Annotated in this window: 16 protein-coding genes; 6 read left to right on the top strand and 10 right to left on the bottom strand. The window is 49.1% G+C overall.

Going from position 1 to position 23,339, the window contains the following annotated elements; translation table 11 throughout:
- The first annotated feature begins 90 nt into the window (after nt 1-90).
- Nucleotides 91-702 (top strand): hypothetical protein, encoded by a 612-nt coding sequence (locus tag ACYVC2_RS12805; protein ID WP_461102822.1) that lies wholly within the window; start codon nt 91-93, stop codon nt 700-702.
- Between the two features lie 327 nt (nt 703-1,029).
- On the opposite strand, the gene ACYVC2_RS12810 is transcribed toward ACYVC2_RS12805, so the two are convergent.
- From ACYVC2_RS12810 to ACYVC2_RS12845, 8 genes are all read right to left on the bottom strand, one after another.
- Nucleotides 1,030-3,180 carry an outer membrane protein assembly factor BamB family protein gene (locus ACYVC2_RS12810; protein WP_461102823.1) on the bottom strand — a complete coding sequence of 717 codons (2,151 nt, stop codon included), beginning with the start codon at nt 3,178-3,180 and terminating at the stop codon, nt 1,030-1,032.
- 68 nt (nt 3,181-3,248) lie between these two features.
- A complete protein-coding gene (locus ACYVC2_RS12815; RefSeq protein WP_461102824.1) occupies nt 3,249-5,024 on the bottom strand; it encodes a RagB/SusD family nutrient uptake outer membrane protein in 1,776 nt (591 codons plus the stop codon).
- A gap of 15 nt (nt 5,025-5,039) precedes the next feature.
- Nucleotides 5,040-8,648, bottom strand: coding sequence for a TonB-dependent receptor (locus ACYVC2_RS12820; protein WP_461102825.1), 3,609 nt, complete (start codon nt 8,646-8,648; stop codon nt 5,040-5,042).
- A gap of 191 nt (nt 8,649-8,839) precedes the next feature.
- A complete protein-coding gene (locus ACYVC2_RS12825) occupies nt 8,840-9,913 on the bottom strand; it encodes a FecR family protein (protein ID WP_461102826.1) in 1,074 nt (357 codons plus the stop codon).
- Nucleotides 9,914-9,998: 85 nt separating this feature from the next.
- The gene (locus tag ACYVC2_RS12830) at nt 9,999-10,610 is read right to left on the bottom strand and encodes an RNA polymerase sigma factor (RefSeq protein WP_461102827.1); all 612 of its coding nucleotides are present in this window, start codon (nt 10,608-10,610) and stop codon (nt 9,999-10,001) included.
- A gap of 159 nt (nt 10,611-10,769) precedes the next feature.
- Nucleotides 10,770-10,961: a hypothetical protein gene (locus tag ACYVC2_RS12835; RefSeq protein ID WP_461102828.1), complete on the bottom strand. Its 192-nt coding sequence runs from the start codon at nt 10,959-10,961 to the stop codon at nt 10,770-10,772.
- 470 nt (nt 10,962-11,431) lie between these two features.
- Complete coding sequence (locus tag ACYVC2_RS12840) at nt 11,432-11,947, bottom strand: S41 family peptidase (protein ID WP_461102829.1); 516 nt, start codon at nt 11,945-11,947, stop codon at nt 11,432-11,434.
- Between the two features lie 245 nt (nt 11,948-12,192).
- Nucleotides 12,193-12,396, bottom strand: coding sequence for a hypothetical protein (locus ACYVC2_RS12845; protein ID WP_461102830.1), 204 nt, complete (start codon nt 12,394-12,396; stop codon nt 12,193-12,195).
- Nucleotides 12,397-12,898: 502 nt separating this feature from the next.
- Here ACYVC2_RS12845 and ACYVC2_RS12850 point away from each other — a divergent pair.
- Entirely contained in the window at nt 12,899-15,367 is a 2,469-nt protein-coding gene (locus tag ACYVC2_RS12850) for a PAS domain-containing sensor histidine kinase (RefSeq protein ID WP_461102831.1), read from the top strand.
- 751 nt (nt 15,368-16,118) lie between these two features.
- On the opposite strand, the gene ACYVC2_RS12855 is transcribed toward ACYVC2_RS12850, so the two are convergent.
- Nucleotides 16,119-17,495, bottom strand: coding sequence for an OmpA family protein (locus tag ACYVC2_RS12855; protein WP_461102832.1), 1,377 nt, complete (start codon nt 17,493-17,495; stop codon nt 16,119-16,121).
- A gap of 475 nt (nt 17,496-17,970) precedes the next feature.
- Between ACYVC2_RS12855 and ACYVC2_RS12860 the strand changes: the two genes are divergently transcribed.
- Together ACYVC2_RS12860 and ACYVC2_RS12865 are read left to right on the top strand one after the other, a co-directional pair.
- Nucleotides 17,971-18,876 (top strand): helix-turn-helix domain-containing protein, encoded by a 906-nt coding sequence (locus tag ACYVC2_RS12860; protein ID WP_461102833.1) that lies wholly within the window; start codon nt 17,971-17,973, stop codon nt 18,874-18,876.
- An 81-nt stretch (nt 18,877-18,957) separates the two neighbouring features.
- A complete protein-coding gene (locus ACYVC2_RS12865; RefSeq protein WP_461102834.1) occupies nt 18,958-19,875 on the top strand; it encodes an oxidoreductase in 918 nt (305 codons plus the stop codon).
- 191 nt (nt 19,876-20,066) lie between these two features.
- On the opposite strand, the gene ACYVC2_RS12870 is transcribed toward ACYVC2_RS12865, so the two are convergent.
- Nucleotides 20,067-21,107, bottom strand: coding sequence for a serine hydrolase domain-containing protein (locus ACYVC2_RS12870; protein ID WP_461102835.1), 1,041 nt, complete (start codon nt 21,105-21,107; stop codon nt 20,067-20,069).
- Nucleotides 21,108-21,601: 494 nt separating this feature from the next.
- Here ACYVC2_RS12870 and ACYVC2_RS12875 point away from each other — a divergent pair, with 494 nt between their 5' ends.
- Together ACYVC2_RS12875 and ACYVC2_RS12880 are read left to right on the top strand one after the other, a co-directional pair.
- The gene (locus ACYVC2_RS12875) at nt 21,602-21,946 is read left to right on the top strand and encodes a PadR family transcriptional regulator (protein ID WP_461102836.1); all 345 of its coding nucleotides are present in this window, start codon (nt 21,602-21,604) and stop codon (nt 21,944-21,946) included.
- A complete protein-coding gene (locus ACYVC2_RS12880) occupies nt 21,919-23,040 on the top strand; it encodes a permease prefix domain 1-containing protein (protein WP_461102837.1) in 1,122 nt (373 codons plus the stop codon). The genes ACYVC2_RS12875 and ACYVC2_RS12880 overlap by 28 nt, the downstream gene beginning before the upstream one ends.
- Nucleotides 23,041-23,339 lie beyond the last annotated feature (299 nt).

A 23,339-nucleotide genomic window follows, 5' to 3' on the forward strand; every position in this document is an offset into this window, starting at 1 on the left:
GCGCCTACTTCAACCCCACTATTACGGAGACACTTACATAGGGTGGTTTTGGAGATGACTAACTTGCTGCGACTTGTTCGACGGATTTCAATGAAAGCTTCGTATTATAGCCTTGTAGTAGGCTGGTTATGGTCCTGCTTAGATAACACAGACAAAAGCAACAATCAGACGAATTCAGCAGCAAAAATGATCGATGCATCAGAAGAGCAGCGGTATGGTATAAATAAACAGTTTGCCAGTTCTGAATCAATAAATCTGTTTCCAGAAGAGTTCTTTTGGGACTCTGTAGATGAGGGTGCTCCCTTTGGAAGTGATGAAGGCGATACAGCCTTAGCCAATTTCAGAAGATGGCGTCAAACTTATCCAACAGCCAATCTTACGCAGTGTCTAAAGTGGGTTCTTGAAGAAGTAGGGGAGACATCTTCAGAAGCTTATCTTGCTCAAACACTGAGTAAGGAACAGTTAAACAAACAACTCAGTGAGAATAGCTTTGATGACCAGCAATATATCTATACACTAGATGCGTCAGTAATTGCTACTGGATTAGGTCAACTAGTCGATGAAGGCCGAATCGATAAAGCTGCCCAACCATTCATCAGTCAAGCCATTGACAGACAGTTGATATGGAGTGAATTGCAAGGATTACAGGAGTACAATGACCATCTGAAAATCATGAAAGAGCGGCTAAAAAAGTTGTATTGACTTAACATAAGGCCACAAGCCACTTATACAACAGGTTTGGTTTCAATTATACAAGATGTATTGAATAGTACAGGCATATCCCTCATCATCAGGGATTCTTCCTTCTGATGCAGGCCATACACCCTGCAATACGGGAAAGAATGAATAAAATTCCCGACAGACATCCCGTCGGGATTTTACAAATCCTATCTTAAACCTTAGACTAATCGTTGTAGAACGAGTGGTTTCATCGACCCGGTCATCTCGTCGGATCCCCATCTGGAGCGCTGCTCTACGCATACAGTTTAGATACCCCGGAATCGAGTACCAAAGCCTGACCAGCTCATTTCAGGGTAGCGAAAAGGCAACGTAACTATCGCCTTTGGTAGTCCCTAATTTTGTGCCCCCACAAGCGACGACGATATATTGTTTCCCGTTCACTTCATACGTGCTTGGTGTAGCAAAACCAGCTGCTGGCAGTTGCGTCTGCCAAAGTAACTGACCCGTTTTCTTATCGTAGGCTCGAAACATGCCATCTTTCGTAGCGGCAATGAATAACAATCCTCCGCTTGTGATAACCGGGCCGCCGTAGTTTTCCGTCCCCGTTGGCGGAATCCCTTGCCGGGTTAGTTCGGGGAGTTCACCCAACGTTTTTTGCCAAACCTGCTGACCCGTATTCAGGTTGATAGCGGTCAATGTACCCCAGGGCGGCTTAATGGCGGGAAACCCTTCACTGTCTAAGAATTTCGTATATCCGTTGAAGCGATACGGAACATAAGGTCCCGGTTTGGCCGTCGAGCCGGACGACGTAGTGACGGTTTCCACCTTTTCGTCGTTAAATAAAAAATCCAAGAGCGCCTGTTTTTGATCTCCCGTTATACCTGAGAAACCTGGCATCATGCCCTTCCCACTGGTAATCAATTTGGCCACATACTCCCGATCACGCCGTTGACTTATATTAACCAGGGATGGATAGCCACTGGCCGGATTCCCCTTTCGGTCTGCTCCATGACAAGCCGCACAAGAACTCGTATAGAGTCGATTGCCCGGACTTAGATGCGCCAGGTCATCGGTTTTAGGTGTGGCACTTAGACTAAACATCCAGGCCATTTCATTGGCGTTTACGTACATAATCCCATCCGGATCGACGGCCGCACCACCCCATTCCGGGCCGCCATCGGCCCCTGGTAGTAGCAAGGTTGGGGTTTTGCCTAGTGGTTGAAACGGCCCTTTTCTCGCCCGACGATACTGGGCAATCAACGAATCGCGATTTATTGCAAAAGGACTTAACTCCGTTTCGGCAATGGTTTGCCGGGCAAAAGGCGCGGGTAAGGTTGGGACGGGTTGCGTTGGCCAGGGTGTTTCATCCGGTAACGAAGACCCAGGAACCGGAATTTCCCGAATGGGGAAGAGCGGTTTTCCCGTTACCCGATCAAAAATAAAAATGTGAGCACTCTTGGTTACCTGAGCCACTGCATCAATGGTCTTTGTTCGGCCATACCGATCTTTCTGACGAAGTGTGATCAGGTTTGGTGGAGCGGGTAAATCGCGGTCCCAGATGTCATGATGGACCAACTGGTAATGCCAGATCCGTTTTCCGGTTCGGGCATCCAGCGCCAGTAAGCAATTGGCAAACAGGTTCTGCCCTTTGCGGTTGCCACCATAAAAATCAAACCCTGCTGAGCCCGTCGGTACGTACAGAATCCCACGATTGCGATCAATCGCCATGCCCGCCCAGTTATTGGCCGCGCCCACGTCGGAGTTTTTATAGGTCTCTTTAGGCCATGTTTCGTACCCGTATTCACCCGGATGCGGTATCGTGTGAAAGACCCACGCCAGTTTACCCGTTCGCACATTAAAAGCCTGGATGGATCCGGGGGCGGCATCCGCCCCTTCAGAAACCCGTAAGGGCATGAACAGCAAATCGTCGAAGAGTGTACCCGGCGTGTTCGAAATGACAAATTTGTCTTTCGCCGATTTCCCTAATCCGGCTTTCAGGCTCACCCGGCCCTGCTCGCCAAAGCTCGTAATCGGCTGCCCGGTCTGCGCATCGATCGAGTAAAGACAGGAGCCGTAGGCATACAAAATCCGCGCGGGTTCGGTATCATCCGCTCGATTGCTTTTCCAATACGTAACCCCCCGGTTTGTGTTGAACGTTTTGGTGCCCGGCTCTACGTAGCGCCACTTTTGCTGACCTGTAGCCGCATCGAGCGCAAACAACTGATTCGAGGCTGTCACCCCGTACAGCGTTCCGTCAACAATAATTGGATTGCACTGCACCTGCCCCGAGTCCTGAGAGTGGTATTCCCAGGCAACTTTAAGCCGGCGAACATTACCCGTGTTAATCTGGGTTAATGGCGAATAATGATTACGATCGGGCCCGCCCAAATACTCCGGCCATTCGGCGCCTGGATTCAATTTTCGATCGGTAAATGTCAACTGTGCCGCTGTTAAGAAAACAACGCATAGGAAAAAACCAGGTAGAATACTACGTTTCATTACGGCTAATGGGTTGATGTGGCGTCGATTACGAGCAATCGACACCACAAAAATCTCACGATTAAAGCTTAATATCCCGGATTCTGTTTCAGCGTTGGCTGGCCATTGATAAAACTCTGGGTTATTGCATAGTCTGGAATGGGCTGGTATTCGCTCTTGTTTTTCGTGAACTTAACGCCACCTCCCAGCGCCAGTGTACGCCGGAGACTTTCTTTGGGTAAATATTCATTGTTAATAACCTGATCGGCAATCCCCCAGCGAACCAGGTCGAAGAAACGATGACCTTCCATGCCCAGTTCAATTCTTCGCTCAAATCGAACGGCTTGACGGGCAACGGCCTGATTCGGCCAGGCTGTTGTATACGGATTCACCACGTACCGGGCGGCATTGGTGGTTCCGTCTAACGTCTTAACGGGTGAAGCCGCAGCCCGGGCCCGAACCCGATTGACGTATTCACGCGCTTTCTCCAGACTACCTACTTCGACCTCACACTCAGCCGCCATCAGCAGTACATCGGCAAAACGCATCAGGTCATAATTCAACGCACTGGCAATGCCAAAACTGGCCCGAACCACTTGCCCGCTGCTGTACTCGCTCGACGAGAATACGTGCTTCTTTCCTGTAAATGGACCACCGTTGCTAATCGACTCGCCCGGAGGAGCCGTAAAGGCCAGACCGCTCATCAGGCCCCAATCCAGATAAGGAATACCACGACGGCCAACGGTATGGTCTATACGCGGGTCCAGATTGCCGGTGTAAGGCGTAAATGGGCTGGCATCCGGCACTGTCTCGTTTGAGGTGACATCCACGTCATTATAGGTATCCAGTAAAGGCAGGCCGTTTTCGTCTGTACGGAACGCGTTGACCAGATTTTGAGAGGGACGGAAAAACCAGGAGTTGGTTCCTCCCGCAATTCCGTTCGGATAGCACAGAATCGCTTCACGAAACCCGTTGGTATTGTCGCTGGCCCCATCGCCAATGGCACTTTGTACTTCCAGCATCGCTTCTTTGCTATTCTGGGTGGCGATCCGGAAATTCTCGCCATACCCTGCTGTTAAGTCTAGTTTTACCCCTTGGCTGGTTTTGCCCTGGGCGATAATCACATCAAACAGTGCTTTGGCCTCTGTGAATTTATGCTGATACAAATAAGCCTTTGCCAGATAAGCTCCGGCGGTCCATTTGTTGACCCGGCCTTTACCGGTTTTCACCTCATCCAGATTGTCATAGGCGAATTTGAAGTCCGTTTCCAGTTGTGGCCAGCTATTGATGTAATTGCCACTCGCGTCCGTATTCGGAATTTTATAATCGGTAGCTTTCTCATCGACAAACGGAATATTGCCGAAGATTTTCTTCCCCTCAAAATGATGGAAGGCACGCAGGAAACGAGCTTCGGCGGCTATTTGCTTTTTCAAGGCATCGGTTAAGGCCGGATCGGTTGTTTTAGCCAATTCCTGCAAGACGATGTTGGCCCGGCCTATCCCATCGAAAATGCCATTCCAGCGAGCAAGCAGTTGCGAATGGGTTGTGGGCGTGGCGTATTGCATGGCCTGGTTGATTTCACTCTGGTCGGTAAAGTTTGTCCCCCCTTTGTAGGCATCGCCCCCCAGGATGCTGCCCCATATCCAATTGTAGGAGCCACTGAATCCCAGGAAATTAGCGGCTTGTGACCCATCCAGTGTAGCGTAGGCATCTATTAAAAACCCATCAATACCCTTTTTGCTCAGTAAATCGCTTTCATTATAAACGCCTTGAGGAGCCAGGTCCAGAAACTGTTTCGTGCAGGCTGAAAGCGTAACCACCGAAAGAAGCAGGATAGTTGCGGTATGTTTTAGAGTCGGTTTCATAGCGGAAGAGTGGGGTTAGAAGGATACGTTTAGGCCCAGTAAAAATTGGCGTGGATTAGGGTAACCGGAGTAGTCGACGCCCAGATTTTGATCGCTACTGGCCGTTTGTTCAACCGATGCCCCCGATACTAATCCCAGGTCGGGGTCGGCGCCCGTGTAGTTCGTTATGGTGAAAAAATTCTGCGCCTGCGCATACACCCGCAGGTTACTCATCTTTATCGTTTTTAGCCATGCTTTGGGAAAGCTGTAGCCCAGTTGAATGGTTTTCCCCCGCAGGTAGGAGCCATTTTCCACGTAAAATGAATTCGAATTGCCCGTCACAAAAGCGGTATAGCCATTGGTAGCCCCAACGCCCAACTGAGGAGTTTTAGCGGTAGCCGCCGTTTCGGGCGTCCAGGCGTCGTACAGCTTTCCCGATGCAATCGAGCCACCCAGTACACCCATGTAGGTAAAGTACTTGGTATAATTATAGAGCTGATTTCCCTGATTCCAGAACACAAAACTACTCAGGTCGAATCCCTTCCAGCTAAAGCCGAGGTTAAGTCCCATCTGAAAAGCCGGATGTGGTGATCCCAGGACGGTTCGGTCGGCCGTCGTGATATTCCCATCGCCGTTCATGTCTTTATATTTCCATGATCCAACCACGCCTGCAGCTCCGTTAATTTTAGGACCCGCATCCACTTCGGCCTGGTTATTATAAAAACCGTCGATCTGATAGCCATAAAAAGACGAAACAGCCTGCCCCTGTGTTGTAATCAGGGCATTGGAAATCCGGCTGGCGGCTACTAGTTGCGCCGTATTTTCATTGTTTAGTTTGGTCAGTTGATTTTTGTAGTGGGTAAATGTCAGGGTTGCTTCATATTTCAAATCAGAGGTGATATGTCCCTGATTCATTACTTGCAGGTCAATGCCCGTGTTTCGCATCGTTCCCAGATTCACCAATGGTTTGGTGACCAATAGTTCTAGCCCGTTACGCAGGCTGGGAACCAGCAAATCGCGCGTATTTTTGGTGTACACATCGACGGCTAAGCTCCATTTGCCTTGCAGAATACTGGCATCCAGACCAATATTAGTCGATTCCGTCGTTTCCCATTTGGTTTGTAAATTCCCCTGAGAATTCGCCCCATACCCTTGGGTTGAGCCAATATTTACCCCATTGATGTCGTAGAAATTATTGCCTGGTGCCGCGCTGTAAGTAGAATACTGATTGAAGGCGGGCACGTTGGAAATACTGCCCATTTGCCCCCAGCCAGCACGTAGTTTTAGTTCATCCAGCCAGTTAAGCGATTTCATAAACGCTTCGTCGGAAAGGCGCCAGCCGACGCCCAGCGATGGGAAATTGGCATACCGCACATCAGGCCCGAACAGCGAGGAGCCATCCCGGCGAAACGTAGCATTAACCAAATACCTGTCTTTCAGACTATAATCGATCCGACCGAAATACGAAAAAAGCGAACTCCGGGATAGCAGGGAATTCCGGTTAATATCGGCATCGTTGGCACTGATATCGCCCAGTGACTGGGGCAGTCCGGTGTTGAGCGACAGGAAATTGCTGGATTCAAAGTCGTAATTGCTCTTGGCCCCAAACAAACCTCTGCCGGTATTTTTAATCGCTTCGGTACCGACCAAAACTTTTAGATCATGGATCTGACCAATCTTTTTCTGATACGTCAGCGTGTTGCTCCACGTCCAGCTCAGGAAATTGTTGGAGGCCTCGGTCAACTGGGTTACGCGCCGGGACTGGCTGGCTTCGTACTCTTTTAAAAAGGCCCGCTGCAGTGTTCCATTGCGCGCATCGATCCCGATGGAGGTTCGAAGAGCAACGTCTTTAGTGAAATTCACTTGAGCGAACACATTCCCAAACGCCCGCAGATTTTGATTAAACCAGTCTTTTCGGCGTTCCAGGTACGACACCGGATTATAACCGGTTCCGGCAGTCCCGCCAACCAGCGAACCACCGTAACCACCTTTGATATCATAAACGGGTATAAAGGATGCACTCCGGAGCGCATACGCCCAGGCACTGGTTTCGCCAATGACGGTGGCATCCCCCTTCCGGTTGTCGTACGAGACCTGCAGGTTTTCGCCTACCGTCAAAAAATCGGTAGCCTTTAAACTTGAATTAAGCCGTATCGAGTACCGATCGTAGCCTGTGTACTTGAAGGTGCCCTGCTGATTAAAATAATTCAGGCCCAGCGAAAAGGTCGATTTGTCGTTGCCTCCACTCGCGGTCAGCTGATGGCTCTGGATGATACCTTTTTGCGACATCGCGTCGAACCAGTTGGTACCCGGGCTAGTCTGAAAAATCTGGTATGGATTGGTGTAATCGGCGATGGTGTATAAATCAGGATTCGCGCGGGGATCGTTCGCCGAAACGCCCCCTTTGAACCCATTGCTGACGATGTAGCGATCGGGAATAGAAAACGAACCATGCTGGCCAAAAATGGGGTCGACAAACGTGGTTGCTGTCGTTTTATCCAGATAGGTCAGCAATTCACTCGTGTTTAACAGCTTGGGTATCCGGTTCAGGGGCGTGGACTGGATTCCATAATAGGTATCGTAAGAAAGCGTCGTTTTGCCTGTTTTACCGCCTTTGGTTGTAATGATGATGACTCCATTGGCGGCTCTGGCTCCATAGATCGAAGCTGAAGAGGCATCTTTGAGAATCTGAATTGATTCTACATCCTGCGGATTGATGCGCGAAGCATCGGTTGTGGGGACACCATCGATGACATACAGAGGATTGTTGTTACCATACGACGCAAATCCTCGAATCCGAATGGAGGACGAGCTACCGGGATCCCCCGTACTACTGACGGTAACCCCCGCTGCCCGGCCCTGTAACTGAGCGACCAGGTTTGCAGAGGGTGTAACCGTCAGATCACTGGCTTTGACTACGGACACTGCCCCGATGATGTCTTTTTTCTGCTGGGTAGTATAACCCGTTACCACCACTTCGGTGAGTTGGTTATTGCCAGTCTCCAGTTGAACATTGATTTCAGTCCGATTGCCTACTGTTACCTCCTTAGTGGTATAACCCACAAAACTGAACGTCAGGATTACGTTTGCATCCGAAACGTTCATTCTATACACTCCCTGCGCATCCGTAGTTGTACCCCGGCTGGTGCCTTTGGCCACCACCGTAACGCCCGGTAACGCGACTCCCTTTTCATCCGTAACAGTGCCGGAAACGGATACGTCTGCAAGTACTTCAGCCTGCATATCCGGCTCCTGCTGACTGCGCGGGATATCGACCTGGGCCGTTATTGGCGATAGGACAATCTGATTTCGGATGACTTTGTATTTGAGTTGTAAAGGTTGAAGTAAGCGGTCGAGTACTTGTCCGAGAGATTCATTGACGATCGTGACCGTCATGCGTTGTGTCGTGATCAAAAGTTTCGGGCGGTAGGTGAACTTTACATCCGCCTGTTGTTCAATAGTCGTCAGGACATCGATAAGACTCTGGTTTGTAACTCGAATGCTTATTTTTCGATCTAAGAGTTCCTGGGCTGTAACGTCCCGAGCCAAAGACACCCCCGCGAAAATGATCGCTATCGAAATATGCAGGAGCGAAAGTTTCATGAGGTGAATCAGTTCTTTTTGGATTCGTACTGTTTTTTTCATTGATTTGACAGTTTTTGTAAGTAGATGACACAAAAACAGACCTTCACACCCGCTGGAACGGGATACTGTTTGAGAGCAGAGAAGGTCCTACAGAAGGCCGGTAACGCTGGAACCGTTACCGGTTTTTTTATGGGGTCACTGGATTAGCTATTGCGACATAGGCAAATGGGTCTAGCGATCGGTAAATAGGGTTAGTAACAGCCTTTGCTATCGATAATAAGCTGGGCATCGACCAGTTTATAACTGGCTCCAATGGCTTCGCAGAGAATGTCCATTTTTTCAAACAGGTTTTCGCTTCCGAGTGACGTGGTCAGTCGACAGGTACTCAGCCGCTCCTCGTCGAAAATGATTTCTACCCCATAGGTTTTTTCAATGGCCTGTAAGATCTCCGGTACGGGGGCATTCCGAAATGAAAAATGCTGTAATTCGGTCTGAGGAAGGAGGGGGATTGGTTTGTCGACCAGGGTTCGGGCGATGTGCGCATCCGCTTTCCTAAAAATAGCCTGTTGATTGGGGGTCAAAATAAGTCCATCCCGTTCAGGGTCTGGGAGGTTGCTACTTTGACTAGGAAAAACGGATACACGTCCGGTTTTCACCATGACATTGATCTGCTGATCCTGGTCATAGGCTTTAACGCGAAAACTAGTGCCCAGTACCTTTGTCGTGATGGCATTGGCATGAACCAAAAAAGGTTTGTCTGGATTTTTTTGCACATTAAAAAACGCTTCCCCGACCAGGAAAACCTCGCGGATGGTATCGGCAAATGCTTTTCGGTATTGGAGCTGAGTTCGTGGTTCTAAGAATACCTGACTTCCATCTGGAAGGCTAACCGTCCGTATAGAGGCTGTATGGTTACTTACTTGTTCAAACAGATCCGAAGTAAGCCGACTGGCTGCATCAACGCTGGCCATCTGGTGGTTTTCCTGTCGAATGAACCACCAGCCCCCTAATCCAAGTAGTAAACTTATGGAGGCAGCGGCCCACCAGCCTGCCCATTGCCGCAAGGGGCGCACAGGCGTTTCATGCGTTTTTTCCCTGATACGCTTGTAGAGTGAATCCACTTGCTGCTCCGACGGAAAATCGGCCTCGACCTGATCGTGTAACGTAAGAAGAAATTCCCGCGTTTGCCTAATGGTCTCCCGTTGCTTCGGATGGTTCAGCAGAACATTCGCCCAGAACGCATCGTCAGCAGGTGTTCCCTGCAAGACCCACTTACGGAAAGCGGGATCCTGCAAAAAATCATCAGCCGTGTAGTTCTGGTACATCAATACAGTTCTTTTTAGTGAGGATGTTGTCTTCGTTCAACTCACTAAACAAGAGACGGCAGGAGCTGGATTTAAACCTGTTTTCTTAAAAAAAATTTAGTAACCAGGCGATTCCTAAAAAACAAACCAGGAGAGCAAGCGCCAGTCGGCGGAGCGTATGGAGCGCCTTTTGAACCATGTTACGGGCTCCCTGTTCGCTAATAGTCATGATAGCTGCGATTTCGGCATAGCTGAAATCCTGGTAATAGCGCAGGAGTAATGCCTCATATTGCCGGGAAGGTAATTCCGTTAGCCAGGCGTTAAGTTGAGCTGTCTGAAAAGCAATTTCTTCACCGGAAATAATGTCGGTCTCTACCGATGCCACGGGGGGCTGCCAGCGCTCCGTATCGGCGCTAAATGGTTGAGTGAACTCGTCCTCGGGGCGAAGGGATCGATGAAGTTTACGGCGTAATGAGCGAAATAAATAAAACCGAACAGACTGAGCCTCCGCTAATTGAGACCGAGTACGCCACAGATCGGTGAACATTTCCTGAATGGCATCCTCAACCAGATTTGAATCGCGGTTAAGTTTCATCCCATAGCTATACAACACGCGGACATAGCGTTGATAGAGCCAGGAAAAAGCGACTTCTTCGCCACCCCTGAAACGATTCCAATAGATTCGATCTTCCTGATCGGATGCCCCAATAGCTTTCACGTCACAAAATAATGCGATTTTTCCCTAATATACTTCTACTTGTTTGATTAGAAAGACGATTAAACTCAACGAAGGGCGTTTTATATAGCCTTGAGTATGCTTTCGGTAAATAGCTATTGGGAAATGGGTTACTTATTGACTACATGAACTGGCATTTCCTTAGTCGGGCCATCTTTCTAAACCAGCTGCAATCCGTAGGGCTCGTTGAACATCTTCCCAATAATAGCCGCTGTCATAACCCGTAGAGAGTCGATCACAGATGCTCAGAAAATCAGTGGCGTTTTCCACACGCTGTTTCTGGATCGCTATGGGATCAGGTGGGTTGGGAAGTGGATCAGATATGTTCTCCATATCGACAAAGGTAATCAGTAGACCTATGAAAAAAGCCCCAACGGTTTAAGCGGTGGGGCTGAAGAAGCATAACAAACTAAAAACGTTAGATGAGGAATTTTATTGTGGAGTCTGAAACAGGAACAACCTTATTTAGCACTTTTTTAAGCCCAATAGCTAACCCGAGAAGTTGCCTTGGTAATCCCAGCACAACAGCCAATAACTTTCTCACTAACTCAGGGGGCCTGCTGAAAGATACACGATTTGCCGGTGCGGTTGAGATTCTTGCCTGAAGCAAGATAAGGCAGTTGGTTGAGCCGGTTCACTGTCTTTAAGAGATGGGCCTTTTTCAAATGATTAGAAGTTAAAAATCAATCATTCCGAGCGTTGACTAACCGCTTCGCTAAGCGTAGTACTTGTTCATAGATTTCATCGTGCGCGCCTAAATACCCCCCCCAGCGTTACTGGAACCAACCGATCAAGCTTTACGCCTAGTTTTTGATTAGGGTGTTATCGGGGTAATACTCGCCAAAGCCGGAAAAGAAACTAAAATATTGACCCGGAAATTTCAGGGTGATGGCCATTCCATTAGCGCCGGCCGTTGGTGTACCCACGGTAATCGACTGGCTAACACCTTGTAGGCTAATGACGTTACCCTCTCCCTGGCTTTGCACTCCCTCATCCACCAGCAAGATATACCGTTTATGTTTTAGCAATGCATTGCGCGAAGGCTGAATAATCTGGTACTCCGTGCTGGTTAACTGCTGGCTGGGATTGGGACTATATAGAAAAGGGAATCGATTCAGGGCCACCGTATCTGGTTTATGGGCAATGTAGGAGGCCAGATGACTCCCGAACTGGCTGTCACGGGGGTAGCCTCGGCAATCCAGCAAAATGACTGGGCAATCTGTTAGATAATTAGCGATGCTATCCAGTTGCCAGGAATAAAGCCGGTTGATGGTCACCTGCGCTCGGCTGCCTGAGCGGCCCACCGTCAACCAGCTCATATAAAATTCCTGGTCAAAACCGCCTGGTTCGAAGCCGGTAAGTAGTCCCGCCATTGAGCTGCTAATTGAGCCGGTGTTTATTGATCGATCCGTACCAACTCGTCACCCGGTTGGATTTGCGCCAGCGCGTCCGCTTGGGTGGTGTCGGCTAATACGTTAATGGTATACGCTTTCTGACCAAACACTTTGACACCAATAGGCAGATTCCCGTCGAATATTCCTTTCGGGATCGTCCCCCTTGTTTACTAAATCAGGATGCTATGTCCATCCCGAAGTGATCCCGTCAGGTTCATCAACGCCATGAAATAGAGCGAGTCCGTGGAGGCTGTCAGAAACTGAGGGATGAAGTGGGGGAGCGCCTTCTCCCAGGAAAGTGCAAGCAAGGCTTTGTTGGGGAAAAAGTAATTGATGGTATTCCACCCATTAAACAAGCCTAGCAGACGCAGCACAGCAGCAGGGGTTTCAGTAAGTTGGTAAAGGTCGTCCGTACTGAAAATGCTTTCTACAAGTTGCTGACTACGCTCAGGAAATAGGTGATCAAGAATCGGCGAAGTTGGCCAATATACCCGTAATTGAGCGTGTCGGACAGGGATGATGGTGGTTTTCAATTCAGTAAACGGTAGCGAATGTCTGCTAAAGACGATTCGTCAGGGTTATTATTACAGCGGTCTGGCAGAGCGGCAATGTTTCTTCCAGCATAGAGACGTGCAAAATCTCAATAAACCCTCTACGGTGAGACGAAGAAAAAGTTTTCGGTCCTTAAAAAAAGAATGGATCAGTTGCCATAATTGCCCTATAAGAGCAACAAGTAGTCTTGATGCGTCTAGTTGATGGGTTGTCGAACAAGGAGCTAAGGCAGCAGGTTATTAAAGAGTGCTTAAACGCCTAAATCCGCAGGCCACGCTTTAGTTAGCCTTGCGCTGTTTGCTTTAGACTTAGTATCCTTCTTCGATGAATGGTAATCAAAAATCCGTTGATTCGAGTCAGACTATTACCGGACAAGTCGATGTTCAGTTGGCTTTACAGGCCACTGGGCTTGGAGTCTGGGAATGCAACCCCGCCACTCAACAAGTCAGCTGGGACGACCGGTGCCGGGCGTTGTTTGGCCTGGCAAAGGACAACCTGCTCACGTATCAACAGGCCATCCAGTACATCCATCCCGAGGATGTAGAACGGGTCAATCAGGCCCTGCAGCGAGCTTTGGCGGGTGAGGCAAACGGAAACTACGATCAGACCTACCGGACTATCGGGGCCGATGATGGTCAGCTACGGTGGGTGCGTTTCTACGGCAGCGCTTCTTTTTCCCAAACCGGTGAGCTGAATCGTTTGGCGGGGGTGGCCCAGGAGGTTACCCAGCAGGTACTGATTCAACAACGGCAAGCAGCCGCTCATCAGCAGGCCCAACGTCAGCAGCGAATTCACGAAGCCATTACGGCTACCACGCCCGATTTGATGTATGTCTTTGATCTGACGTATCGGTTCACTTACGCCAACCAGGCCCTGCTGGAGATGTGGGGCAAAAGCTGGGAAGAATCAATCGGCAAAAGCTTGCTGGAAAATGGGTATGAGCCCTGGCACGCCCAGATGCACGAGCTGGAAATCGACCAGGTAGTAGCGACAAAACAGCGGATCCGGGGGGAGGTGTCCTTTCCGCATGCCACGCTGGGCAAACGCATCTACGACTACGTCCTGGCGCCGGTACTCAATGAGCAGGGAGAAGTAGAGGCCGTGGCCGGCACCACGCGTGACATTACCGACATCCGCCAGGCCCAGCAACGCATTCAGGAAAGTCAACGTCAGCTGCTGGACTTATTTGAACAGTCGCCGGTAGCCTTAGCTACGTACAGCGCAGATGAAGCCTTTGTCATTCAGTGGGCCAATGCATTTTTCGGCGAACTGGTCGCTCGTCCGCCCCAGGCCATTGTGGGTAAACCCTTGCTGGAAGCCTTACCCGAACTACAGGGTCAGGGCTTCGAGTCCATCCTGCGAAACGTCGTTGCCACGGGTGCCCCCTTTATGGCGCCCGAGCGGCCGGTAGGCATCCGGCGGGAGGGAAAGCTGACGACCATCTATGTCGATCTGACTTACCAGCCTCAAAAAAAAGTAGATGGTACGATCCAAAGCATACTGGTCGTGGCCACCGATGTGACTCAGCAAGTGAAAGCGCGACGCCAGCTGGAAGAGCGCGAAGCCTTCTTACAATCCATCCTTGACCTGGCCCAGATCGGCGTCTACACCATCGATCTAACCACTTCTCAGCTCACCAAGTCGCCCCGGTTGGCAGACTGGTATGGGCTTCCGGAACGTACTGATGTGGCCACCTCCATGAGCGTCATTGAGGTCGACGATCTGCAGCGGATTCACCAAATGTTTAGCGAGGCTATTGAGACGAGTTCCCATGGCTACTATAACCTGGAGTATGGCGTGGTGAATGCCCAGACGGGTCAAAAGCGCGTGCTGCGTACGACCGGTCAACTGATTTATAATGCCCAGGGTCAGCCCGTGGGCATCAATGGATCGGTGGTCGATATCACCGCCCAGCGGGCCTTACAACTGGCCTTGGAGGAGCAGGTTCACCAACGCACCCAGGAGCTGGCAGCGGCCAACGAAGAACTAGCGGCTACCAACGAGGAACTGGCCGCCACCAATCAGGAGTATGTGGCCCTTAATCATCAGCTGGAAGAAACGAACCTGCTATTGAACCGCTCTAACCAAAACCTCCAGCAGTTCGCCTATGTGGCCAGCCATGATCTACAGGAACCCTTACGCAAGATCCAGCAGTTCGGCGATCTCTTGAGTAGTCACTACAGCGGGGTTGGCGGGGATGCGCCGGGCTACCTGGAGCGGATGCAATCGGCGGCTCGTCGCATGTCGGTGCTCATCAAAGACTTGCTGGAGTTGGCCCGCCTTACCAACCCACGCGAGACGAGCCAACCCGTAGCGCTTGAGGGAGTGGTCAATGGGGTGTTAACCGACTTAGAGATGCTGCTGGAGGAGACGGAAGCCCTGGTTGAGGTCGCTCCCCTGCCCATGATTGTAGGGGATGCTGGTCAGCTAGGGCAGTTATTCCAGAACCTGCTGAGCAACGCCCTTAAGTTTCGGCGTCCTCAGGTGGCTCCGTCTATTCAAATCACTTACCAACGGCTAGGGGCCGATTCTTTACCCCCGTTGGTGAAGCCTGCTCGCATGGCGCCGACCTACCATCAGATCCAGGTGATCGACAATGGGATTGGTTTCGAGGCTAAGTACGTGGAGCGTATCTTTGAGGTGTTCCAGCGGTTGCATGGCAAGGGCGAGTATGCGGGTACGGGCATTGGGCTGGCCATCTGTGAGCGGGTCGTGAGTAACCATGGGGGCGCCATTATGGCGTATAGCCAGCCTAATCAGGGCGCCACCTTTACGATATACCTGCCTGAATAGCGTATTTTCAGGCTAGCTTTCCCAGGAAGAAACGGTCTGGCAAATTGTTGACGAATAGTTTGTTGAAGGGGCGGCTTTTTAGGGAATGAACTGGATGTAAGGAGAAGCTCTGGGAGACAGCCCTCATTTTGTAAAAATGCTCACTATCGAGCCAGGAAGGACTTGCCAGTTCGCAACGGGGCGTTCGGGAACTCAATAAACACTCCTTAACCTATTTGATTTAGCTAATTTGCCGGAAGCAAGGACCAGCTGCGAACTACGATCTAAAGACAAGTTACAGGAAATCAACCGGGTCACTTCAGTAGGCGCAGGGTAGTATACTGCTGGCCGGTGAGCACTTCCCGGGCCACCTGGCGGAACTAGGCATCGGGCATCGACCTTTGACGAACTTCCTGCTGAAGCAGCTGAATTTCTGTTCTTGTTTGAGCTGACTGATTCGGCTGAGCACCCGCTGCTGAAAATGAGCGATGAGCTTTCGGTATTTCTTGGCCGGGTCCGTTTCAGGTGGGTATTGCGGGTCGGCTCATCGATGGCTTTCAGGGAGAGGATTCGATTTTTGGTTTCCAGCCGATTGCGTTCGACTTCCGACTTCCAGCTCGTTAGCTGAGCTAGATCCGAATTACAGCTATTCAAATTCCCCATCATCTCAGATGGAAGCGAATTGTGAAACAGTGATTTTATACTAGCTGTCCAACGCCAGCTGTTGCATACGCATCCGTACTTTATGACGTTTATAGCTTACACCTTACTATTAGATCGTCAGAATGACGAACTCAACCCGCCGGTTCACTTTGCGTTCTTCGTCGGTACCTTTGGTTAGAATAGGGCGCGTATCGCCGTAGCCCACAGCCTGTACACGCGCTAAATCAATGCCTTTTTGAGCCAGGTAACGCTGACAGGCGATTACCCGGTCGCGGGAGAGTTGCAGGTTTTTGTCATGATCGCCGATAATGTCCGTGTGTCCTTCGAGTCGGATCGTCATATTAGGATTATCCTGCATCATAGCCCCTAATTTATCTAATTCGGCAAACGAAGCCGATAGCAAATCTGACTTCGACATCTCGAAATAGATGTTCTTCAATGTGATTTTGTCGCCCACCGCTAAAGGTGTTAGCGCAATGTCACGCGTGAGTTTTTGTCCCCCGGCTACGGTACTTAAATCCAACACGCCACTAGCTGACTGATACCCCCGCGCGGAGGCCACGTAGGTATACACTTGCCCTTTCGCTAAGCTCATTCGATAGAGTCCGGTCGAAGCAAAACTCTGCACCGAATCAAGTACCTGCTTGCTGGCTGAAAGCTGGTAATCTATCGTAGCCGTTACCGGTCGTTTATTTTTCGCATCGCTTACTATACCTGATACCGTCACGAATGTAGGTACAGGTGCGGGTTTAGCTTTTGGCGTTTCCATTTCGCCCCCTGATTCGCCCGAAACTTGCGGCAATTTTTGGTTTTTTGGGGCAGGTGACGATCGGGGTGGATTGGGCGTCGGCGTGGTTGGGGGCGTATATACGACCTGATCGGCTGGATTATCGACAAGCAGATTATAGATATTCCAACAAATGTATTGGTCACTAACACATTCGAACAAATCAAAATTTTCCAACCCTTTGTCCAGGCGCTCGAAATACAGGGTAAAGGCAATCTGGTCTCCAGGAAACGTATTTCTGCCGACAAGAACCTTTTTTCCCGTAGACGGATTAATCTGCTCTTTTTTTACGGGAATCCCTTCGACCTTCACGAAGGCAAACGTTCGGGCTCCATTGGCCGCTACCAGATAGCCGGTAGGATCGAAACCAATCGTGCCGGTTGGTACCTGACGCCCGTTTCGGTCGTAGCTCGGCTTGTTCTGGTCTGTGTAGGTCAAGTCTAAAATCGTGTAATCACGAGTCAGGCGAATACTGTTTACCGTTACGCCAGGATCAGCCGTACGGCCCTTGCCCGGCTGACTCCCTGAAGGTGGGTTTGTAGTTGGATACCGATTCGGATATGTATCATCGGGTGATGGCTGACCGCTTGATGGATATTGTTGCCCACCACCTGATGGGTAACCCGTCGGGTAGGAGCCGAACATGCAGGCCGAATTTAGCCCGGCTAACATAAGAAGAATAAAATAATGGTGCTTCATAGGTGCCAAAACCAATCCATATATACGTGAGCGAACCGTGTTAAGAATCATTTCTCTTAAAATTTTCAACGCCTACTAATTGGAGTTAACCATAAGACGGATATAAAGGCAGATGGTTTACTGAAGTGGTCTGATAAAATTAAAGTCAACTTCCCTTAGCAATTGCAGGTAGAAGTGGCGAGCCGGCACGAGGTTAACCAGCGAGGTGTTCGGTGGATGGTAACCTAGCATAAGCTAACAACGATTTCTATGTTAAGCACTACTGAATGTATGACAAGCCATTGTATCGGTAAGCAGACCGTATTCGCTAGTATCTGGCCTTCAGAACATTTGATTTTTGCCTACGAGTATGTCACGTTGAAGAGCATTTTATGGGACTACTTAACTAGGGCTAGCAACTATTCATTTTGATTCTCATTACTCACTTAGCGATTGAGAAGGTATTGAGGTTAATTTGTTTTTTGTAGATTTGGTTATGATCGATTATACGACCATTGATGCGTTCTATGAACGCATTCAGCAGCCCCTTCAGCCCCTTCAGCCCCTCACGGGTGAGGCTGGCCACTTTAACTTGTTCCGCATTGAAAAGGTGCTATCCCCCCATCATAAACAGGCGAATTATAGTCGACGCAATTTCTTTAAAATTAGCCTGATTGAGGGAGAAAATCGTATTCTTTATGCCGACAAGACTTTTGCTATTGAAGGCACGAGCCTGGTATTCACGAATCCAATGAGTCCCTATCTCTGGGAGCGGATCACAGAAAAACAAACCGGATACATCTGCATTTTTACCGAAGCGTTTTTGAGTCGAATGGGCGAGGTAAGAACATTTCCGGTGTTTCAACATTCCAGCTTAGGTGTTCAGATGCTGTCAAACACCGATGTCCCGTTTTTCCGAAATCTATTCGGCCGTATGGAGGAAGAACTCATTGGTAACTATATTTTTAAATACGATCTGATTCGTAATCTATTAATGGAAGTTATCCATGGCGCTCAGAAGCGACACCCCGTTGAAGCTTCAGCCGCTCCTCCCTCCAAGGCATCGGAGCGAATTGCAGCAATTTTTCACCAACTGCTGGAACGTCAATTCCCCATCGATTTGTCGAATCAGGTGATACAATTTAGAACACCATCAGAGTTTGCCCAGCAACTCAATATTCATATCAATCACCTCAATAAAGCCCTCAAACAGCAAACAGGTCAAACAACGATCCAGCTGATCAACAATCGAATGGTGGAGGAAGCCAAAATTCTCCTGAAAACGACTGACTGGACCATCAACCAAGTCGCCTGGAGTCTGGGCTTTGACGAGCCGAATCACTTCTCTTCATTTTTCAAAAAACGGGTGGGCAATACCCCAAAATCGTTTAGAGAAGATTGATTTTTGTCCTTTTTACTTTCGATTTTGTAGGCCTCTTTTTTCGCTTTTCCCGGAATTTTGTCCTTGTAAAAATAATCAGTTATGTGGACAACAAATGATATGCCTGATCAGCAGGGGAAAACCATGATCGTAACCGGTGGCAATACGGGTATTGGGTATGAAACAGCCCTGGCTCTAGCCAAAGCCGGAGCCAATGTAACCCTGGCCTGCCGTGATCAACAGAAAGCCGACCAGGCCGCCCAAGCCATCCGGCAGGAGCTGGAAACAGGTGGTGTACAGATGGCTAACGTGGAAACAGCTCAATTAGATTTGGCTAGTCTGAAATCGGTGAAACACTTTACCGAACTGTTTCAACAACGGCACGCTACCCTGGATGTGCTGATTAATAATGCGGGGGTAATGTATTGCCCTAAACTAAAAACAGAAGAAGGCTTTGAGTTGCAATTTGGCATAAACTTCATGGGCCATTTTGCGCTGACGGGTTCGTTATATCCCTTATTAAAGACAACCCCAGGCTCTCGTGTTGTTACGGTGAGCAGCATGGCGTACCTACACGGGCAGATTAATTTTGACAATTTACATGCCGAGCAGTCTTATGATGCCTACCGCGAATACAGTCAAAGTAAACTGGCTGATATCCTCTTGTCACTAGAACTGGACCGACGGGTTAAGCAAGTGGGTGATTCGGTCAAATCCATTGCCGTGCAACCAGGGGCCAACTCCACTGAACTATCGAGGTATATGAGTCAGGACGCATTCGATTCTGCCGTACAACGCATTGGCGCGTTGATGGCTCCCTGGCAGGGTGCTTTACCCAGCCTATATGCCGCGACTATGCCCGATGTAGTAGGGGGTGATTTTTATAGTCCCCACGAAGATGGCGGCTACCGAGGTTATCCTGTCAAGTTCTCTTATACCGAAAATGCCCTGGATGAGGGAACAGCCGCTCGCCTTTGGGATCTAGCCGAAGCAGCCACAGCTATCCATTTCCCGGTCTAATGTACGATCAACTTTTCCCGAACGATACATGCTGTTATAATGTCGCTTTAAAAGCCCCATTCTTCCATATGCCTCGTCGTCTTAAGCAGAAGAGTTGTGCAACTTTGCCGCTCAAGAGAAGCACAATTAGGGCCGGGCGTACCGCCCACTTTGCTTCAGTCCGGTTTTGGGCCATACGTGCTTACTTTTATTTACTTTTTTAGGGCAGGGAGGATATATTTCAGAAGTACTTCGAAGGGAAGCTTAGCCCGCCAGTTGCCGTAATTGCTGCCCGTAAACACGGCTGTTAGGTTATAGGCAGGAAGCAGCATCATGTATTGACCGCCATTGCCAGACGCAAATAAGACGTCGGTGTCGATGTCTTTGTATTGCAAATGCTCCTTGTACCAAAAAAAGCCATAACGGGCACTTTCATAGTGTGCATTTGCGAGTCGGGAATAGCGGGTAAACGAAAAATCAATGGGGATTCGGCAATTGGTGGAGGTTGCTATCCAATTCGCACTGACGATTTGGTGGCCGTTCCAATTGCCTTTATTCTTAACTAAATTAATTATTTTGAGCATATCCCCAGGTTTCATGTAAAAAGACCCAGCGGTCATACCCTGACCTTTAGGGGAAACGGTCCATTTATAATCGGTGATCCCCATCGGCTGAAACAAATATTTTTTAGCAAACTCCATCACGCTCATGCCACTGGCGCGGGCTATGAGTTCGCCCACCAGCATGGGGTCATTGGAATTATACGACCAGTTTAGGCCCGGTTGGCTTACTAAGTTAACGCCCAAACAATAGGCAATCCAATCCTGAGTTTGAACCATTTGGTCTTCGCATTCGGGGCCAATTTCATAAAACTCTTCGCAGTTTAATCCTGACCGCATTTCCAATAAATGCTGAAGGCGGATATTACGCTTGCCCTCGTCTTTAAGTTCGGGAAAAAAACGCCCCAAACGATCATCGAGTGCCAGGAGTTTTTTGTCGATGGCGATACCTGCCAACAGACTGGTTATGGATTTGAACGAGGAGCGCGTGTCATGTGGCGTATCTTTTTTGAATTGATTAAAATACTCCTCGATGATCATCTTATCGTCCTGCTCAACGAGAATAGCATCAATTTTAGGATACAGTTTATCCGCGACTTTTTGGTTTAATCGTTTACGAAGAGATTGATCGACTGACTGGGCTTGGCAATTTGCCAACCCTAACACCCCTATAGCCAGCAGTATGGTTTTCATAAATTGGGCCATCTGGTCGATTGATGCGGTTCACTATAAACTGGGTACAGTGATTTATCGTAGATGCTTATGGGGCAGTAATATACGCTAAATAATTGTGTTCAATTACCTCACTAAATGCACCTCTGCCTCAGACTCAGCCTCCTGAAGGCATATTCGTCTCAAGCCACATACCGTCGGCAGCGGCCGCACCGTCACGTCCTTGTAACACCTACTCTCACTGTAGACCCGTACCTGTACGACTGAGCTACCGCCGGGCAGGTTACTCACTAGCACCCCATTGGCTGAAATCACCTGAGCAGCGCCCATCAACGAGGCTGGCTCATTGAAGCGAGCTCCCAAGGTTTCATCATACTATACGATATGAAGTAGGAACAACAACTTAAGAGCGGAACGACTGATCGCTTAGAGCTAGTCAAATTTAGTAAGAAAAGCTTGCAAGCATAGAACATCTATGTATATTTGTAATACCTTGTCATTCTAGGTATAAAAACATGCCCGAATTCAATAAAGAGCTTATTGCGGCCACGCTAGTACCGCTGGTGCTCACCATTCTGGCCGATGGTGAAAGTTATGGCTACCAAATCATCCGCAAAATACGCGAGCGCTCAGCCGGACAACTTGACGTAGCCGAGGGTACTCTGTACCCTGTGTTACGAAAACTTGAAGAGCGAGGATTAGTCGAGACCCAATGGCGTACCGCTGATAATGAGCGCCAACGCAAATATTACGTCTTAAAAAAGCAGGGGCGAGTGACGCTTGAAGCCGAACGCACAAACTGGAATACAATTAATCAACTCCTTCAATCACTATGGACAGCAAATCCCACTTTGACCTAACGAAGGCTATGCAAACCTGGCTTAGCCAACTCGAGCAACGCGGAACGTTTACAAAAGACGACCTCCAGGAACTGCAAAGCCATTTATTGGATGGAATGGACGCTTTGCAAGCCACAGGCCTCAGTCAGCAAGAGGCTTTTCTAGTGGCGACCCACCGAGTGGGAACGGTCGACGTTTTGGCCGAGGAATTTGATAAATTAGATCGACCCTCCCAGCCTCAACGGGAATCGGTACTACTGCTGGTCGGTATAGTGAGTTTCGTCCTGGTCAAAAACACGCTTGAAGCGGTGAGTGATTTGGGGGGCGTAGGGTTCGCTCACTACTTAGGCGATTCACTGCTGACCTCACTGCTGGATATGAGCCTATCGTTACTGCTGTTTAGTGGCCTGTTGGTGGGCTTACCTCAGTGGTTCAACCAGGATGGGTGGCTACGATCCTGGTTATTTAATCAGCTCGATCAACGTCCCGTCCGATTAATACTAGTAACGCTGGTCTTGCTGGGCGGCTCCGCTTTAGGAGCTTCTATCGGCCACCATCAATTCGAAGCCTTAGTCACCAAAACGAGCCTAGACCAGTGGACGCATAACGAATTTCGACATGTTCATTGGCTGTTTGGACTCGGCTTCTACGTAGCCTGGTTACTACTGCTTTTGCAAGTGGCGATCAGATACCTATCAGCTGGTAGTCAAACGTTACTCACCTGGTTCAGGCAAGCCCCTGTGGGTTGGCTTATCGTAGCTGGATTTTGTCTGTTTAGTTGCTGTCTAGGCATTAGTATCATGGGGATGCGAATCCTGGCCCCGGTTGATGGTACTCCCCATTTCTATGTAAGCGCAGGCATGAGTGGCCTGCTCGGTGCCCTAGTGCTTAGCCGGTCCTTACACTATTCGTTTTTGACTCGGTTGTTAGTCAGTGTTACACCTCTACTAATCTGGTATGTGCTTGCCTTGGGCACTACCGTGCCCTTTGATGAGAAGCCTTCTCGTCTGCTGGTAGACTTGTTCGCGATAAAGTTTATTCTTTCCGGTTTAGTGGGCGGATTACTAGGGTTGTTTTTAGGTGGTCTTCCGAATCGGCGTCAGGTTTCAATCTGAATTTATCTGCAAAAGTCAAGTATGGATTCCCGTTTCTTGACATCGCCATCAGGAGAGTTTTTCCCTAATACTAGTTTGGGCCACGTTTAAACTAATCAAATACAGAACGGCTATCAGGTCAGTTTCTGAGCCGTTCTGTATTTACTTAAGCTGTCGTCCAACCGAGACAGTAGATGTTTTCCGAACCAGTAAATGCCCATTTTAAGGGACAGATACGTTCAATTTTCTCATGCAGGGGTATACTTATGAATGTTTCTTCGTTTCACCTAGAAGCGTTTAAGGAGACGCTTATTGTTTAT

The sequence above is a fragment of the Spirosoma koreense genome (genome assembly GCF_054777875.1).

Bases quoted from the DNA above. Each gene is read 5' to 3' on its own strand.
- ACYVC2_RS12825 (WP_461102826.1), bottom strand. From the start codon at position 9,913: ATGTACCAGAACTACACGGCTGATGATTTTTTGCAGGATCCCGCTTTC.
- ACYVC2_RS12865 (WP_461102834.1), top strand. From the start codon at position 18,958: ATGTGGACAACAAATGATATGCCTGATCAGCAGGGGAAAACCATGATC.
- ACYVC2_RS12810 (WP_461102823.1), bottom strand. From the start codon at position 3,180: ATGAAACGTAGTATTCTACCTGGTTTTTTCCTATGCGTTGTTTTCTTA.
- ACYVC2_RS12850 (WP_461102831.1), top strand. From the start codon at position 12,899: ATGAATGGTAATCAAAAATCCGTTGATTCGAGTCAGACTATTACCGGA.
- ACYVC2_RS12855 (WP_461102832.1), bottom strand. From the start codon at position 17,495: ATGAAGCACCATTATTTTATTCTTCTTATGTTAGCCGGGCTAAATTCG.
- ACYVC2_RS12840 (WP_461102829.1), bottom strand. From the start codon at position 11,947: ATGAGCTGGTTGACGGTGGGCCGCTCAGGCAGCCGAGCGCAGGTGACC.
- ACYVC2_RS12880 (WP_461102837.1), top strand. From the start codon at position 21,919: ATGGACAGCAAATCCCACTTTGACCTAACGAAGGCTATGCAAACCTGG.
- ACYVC2_RS12815 (WP_461102824.1), bottom strand. From the start codon at position 5,024: ATGAAACCGACTCTAAAACATACCGCAACTATCCTGCTTCTTTCGGTG.
- ACYVC2_RS12870 (WP_461102835.1), bottom strand. From the start codon at position 21,107: ATGAAAACCATACTGCTGGCTATAGGGGTGTTAGGGTTGGCAAATTGC.
- ACYVC2_RS12835 (WP_461102828.1), bottom strand. From the start codon at position 10,961: ATGGAGAACATATCTGATCCACTTCCCAACCCACCTGATCCCATAGCG.
- ACYVC2_RS12875 (WP_461102836.1), top strand. From the start codon at position 21,602: ATGCCCGAATTCAATAAAGAGCTTATTGCGGCCACGCTAGTACCGCTG.
- ACYVC2_RS12820 (WP_461102825.1), bottom strand. From the start codon at position 8,648: ATGAAAAAAACAGTACGAATCCAAAAAGAACTGATTCACCTCATGAAA.
- ACYVC2_RS12805 (WP_461102822.1), top strand. From the start codon at position 91: ATGAAAGCTTCGTATTATAGCCTTGTAGTAGGCTGGTTATGGTCCTGC.
- ACYVC2_RS12860 (WP_461102833.1), top strand. From the start codon at position 17,971: ATGATCGATTATACGACCATTGATGCGTTCTATGAACGCATTCAGCAG.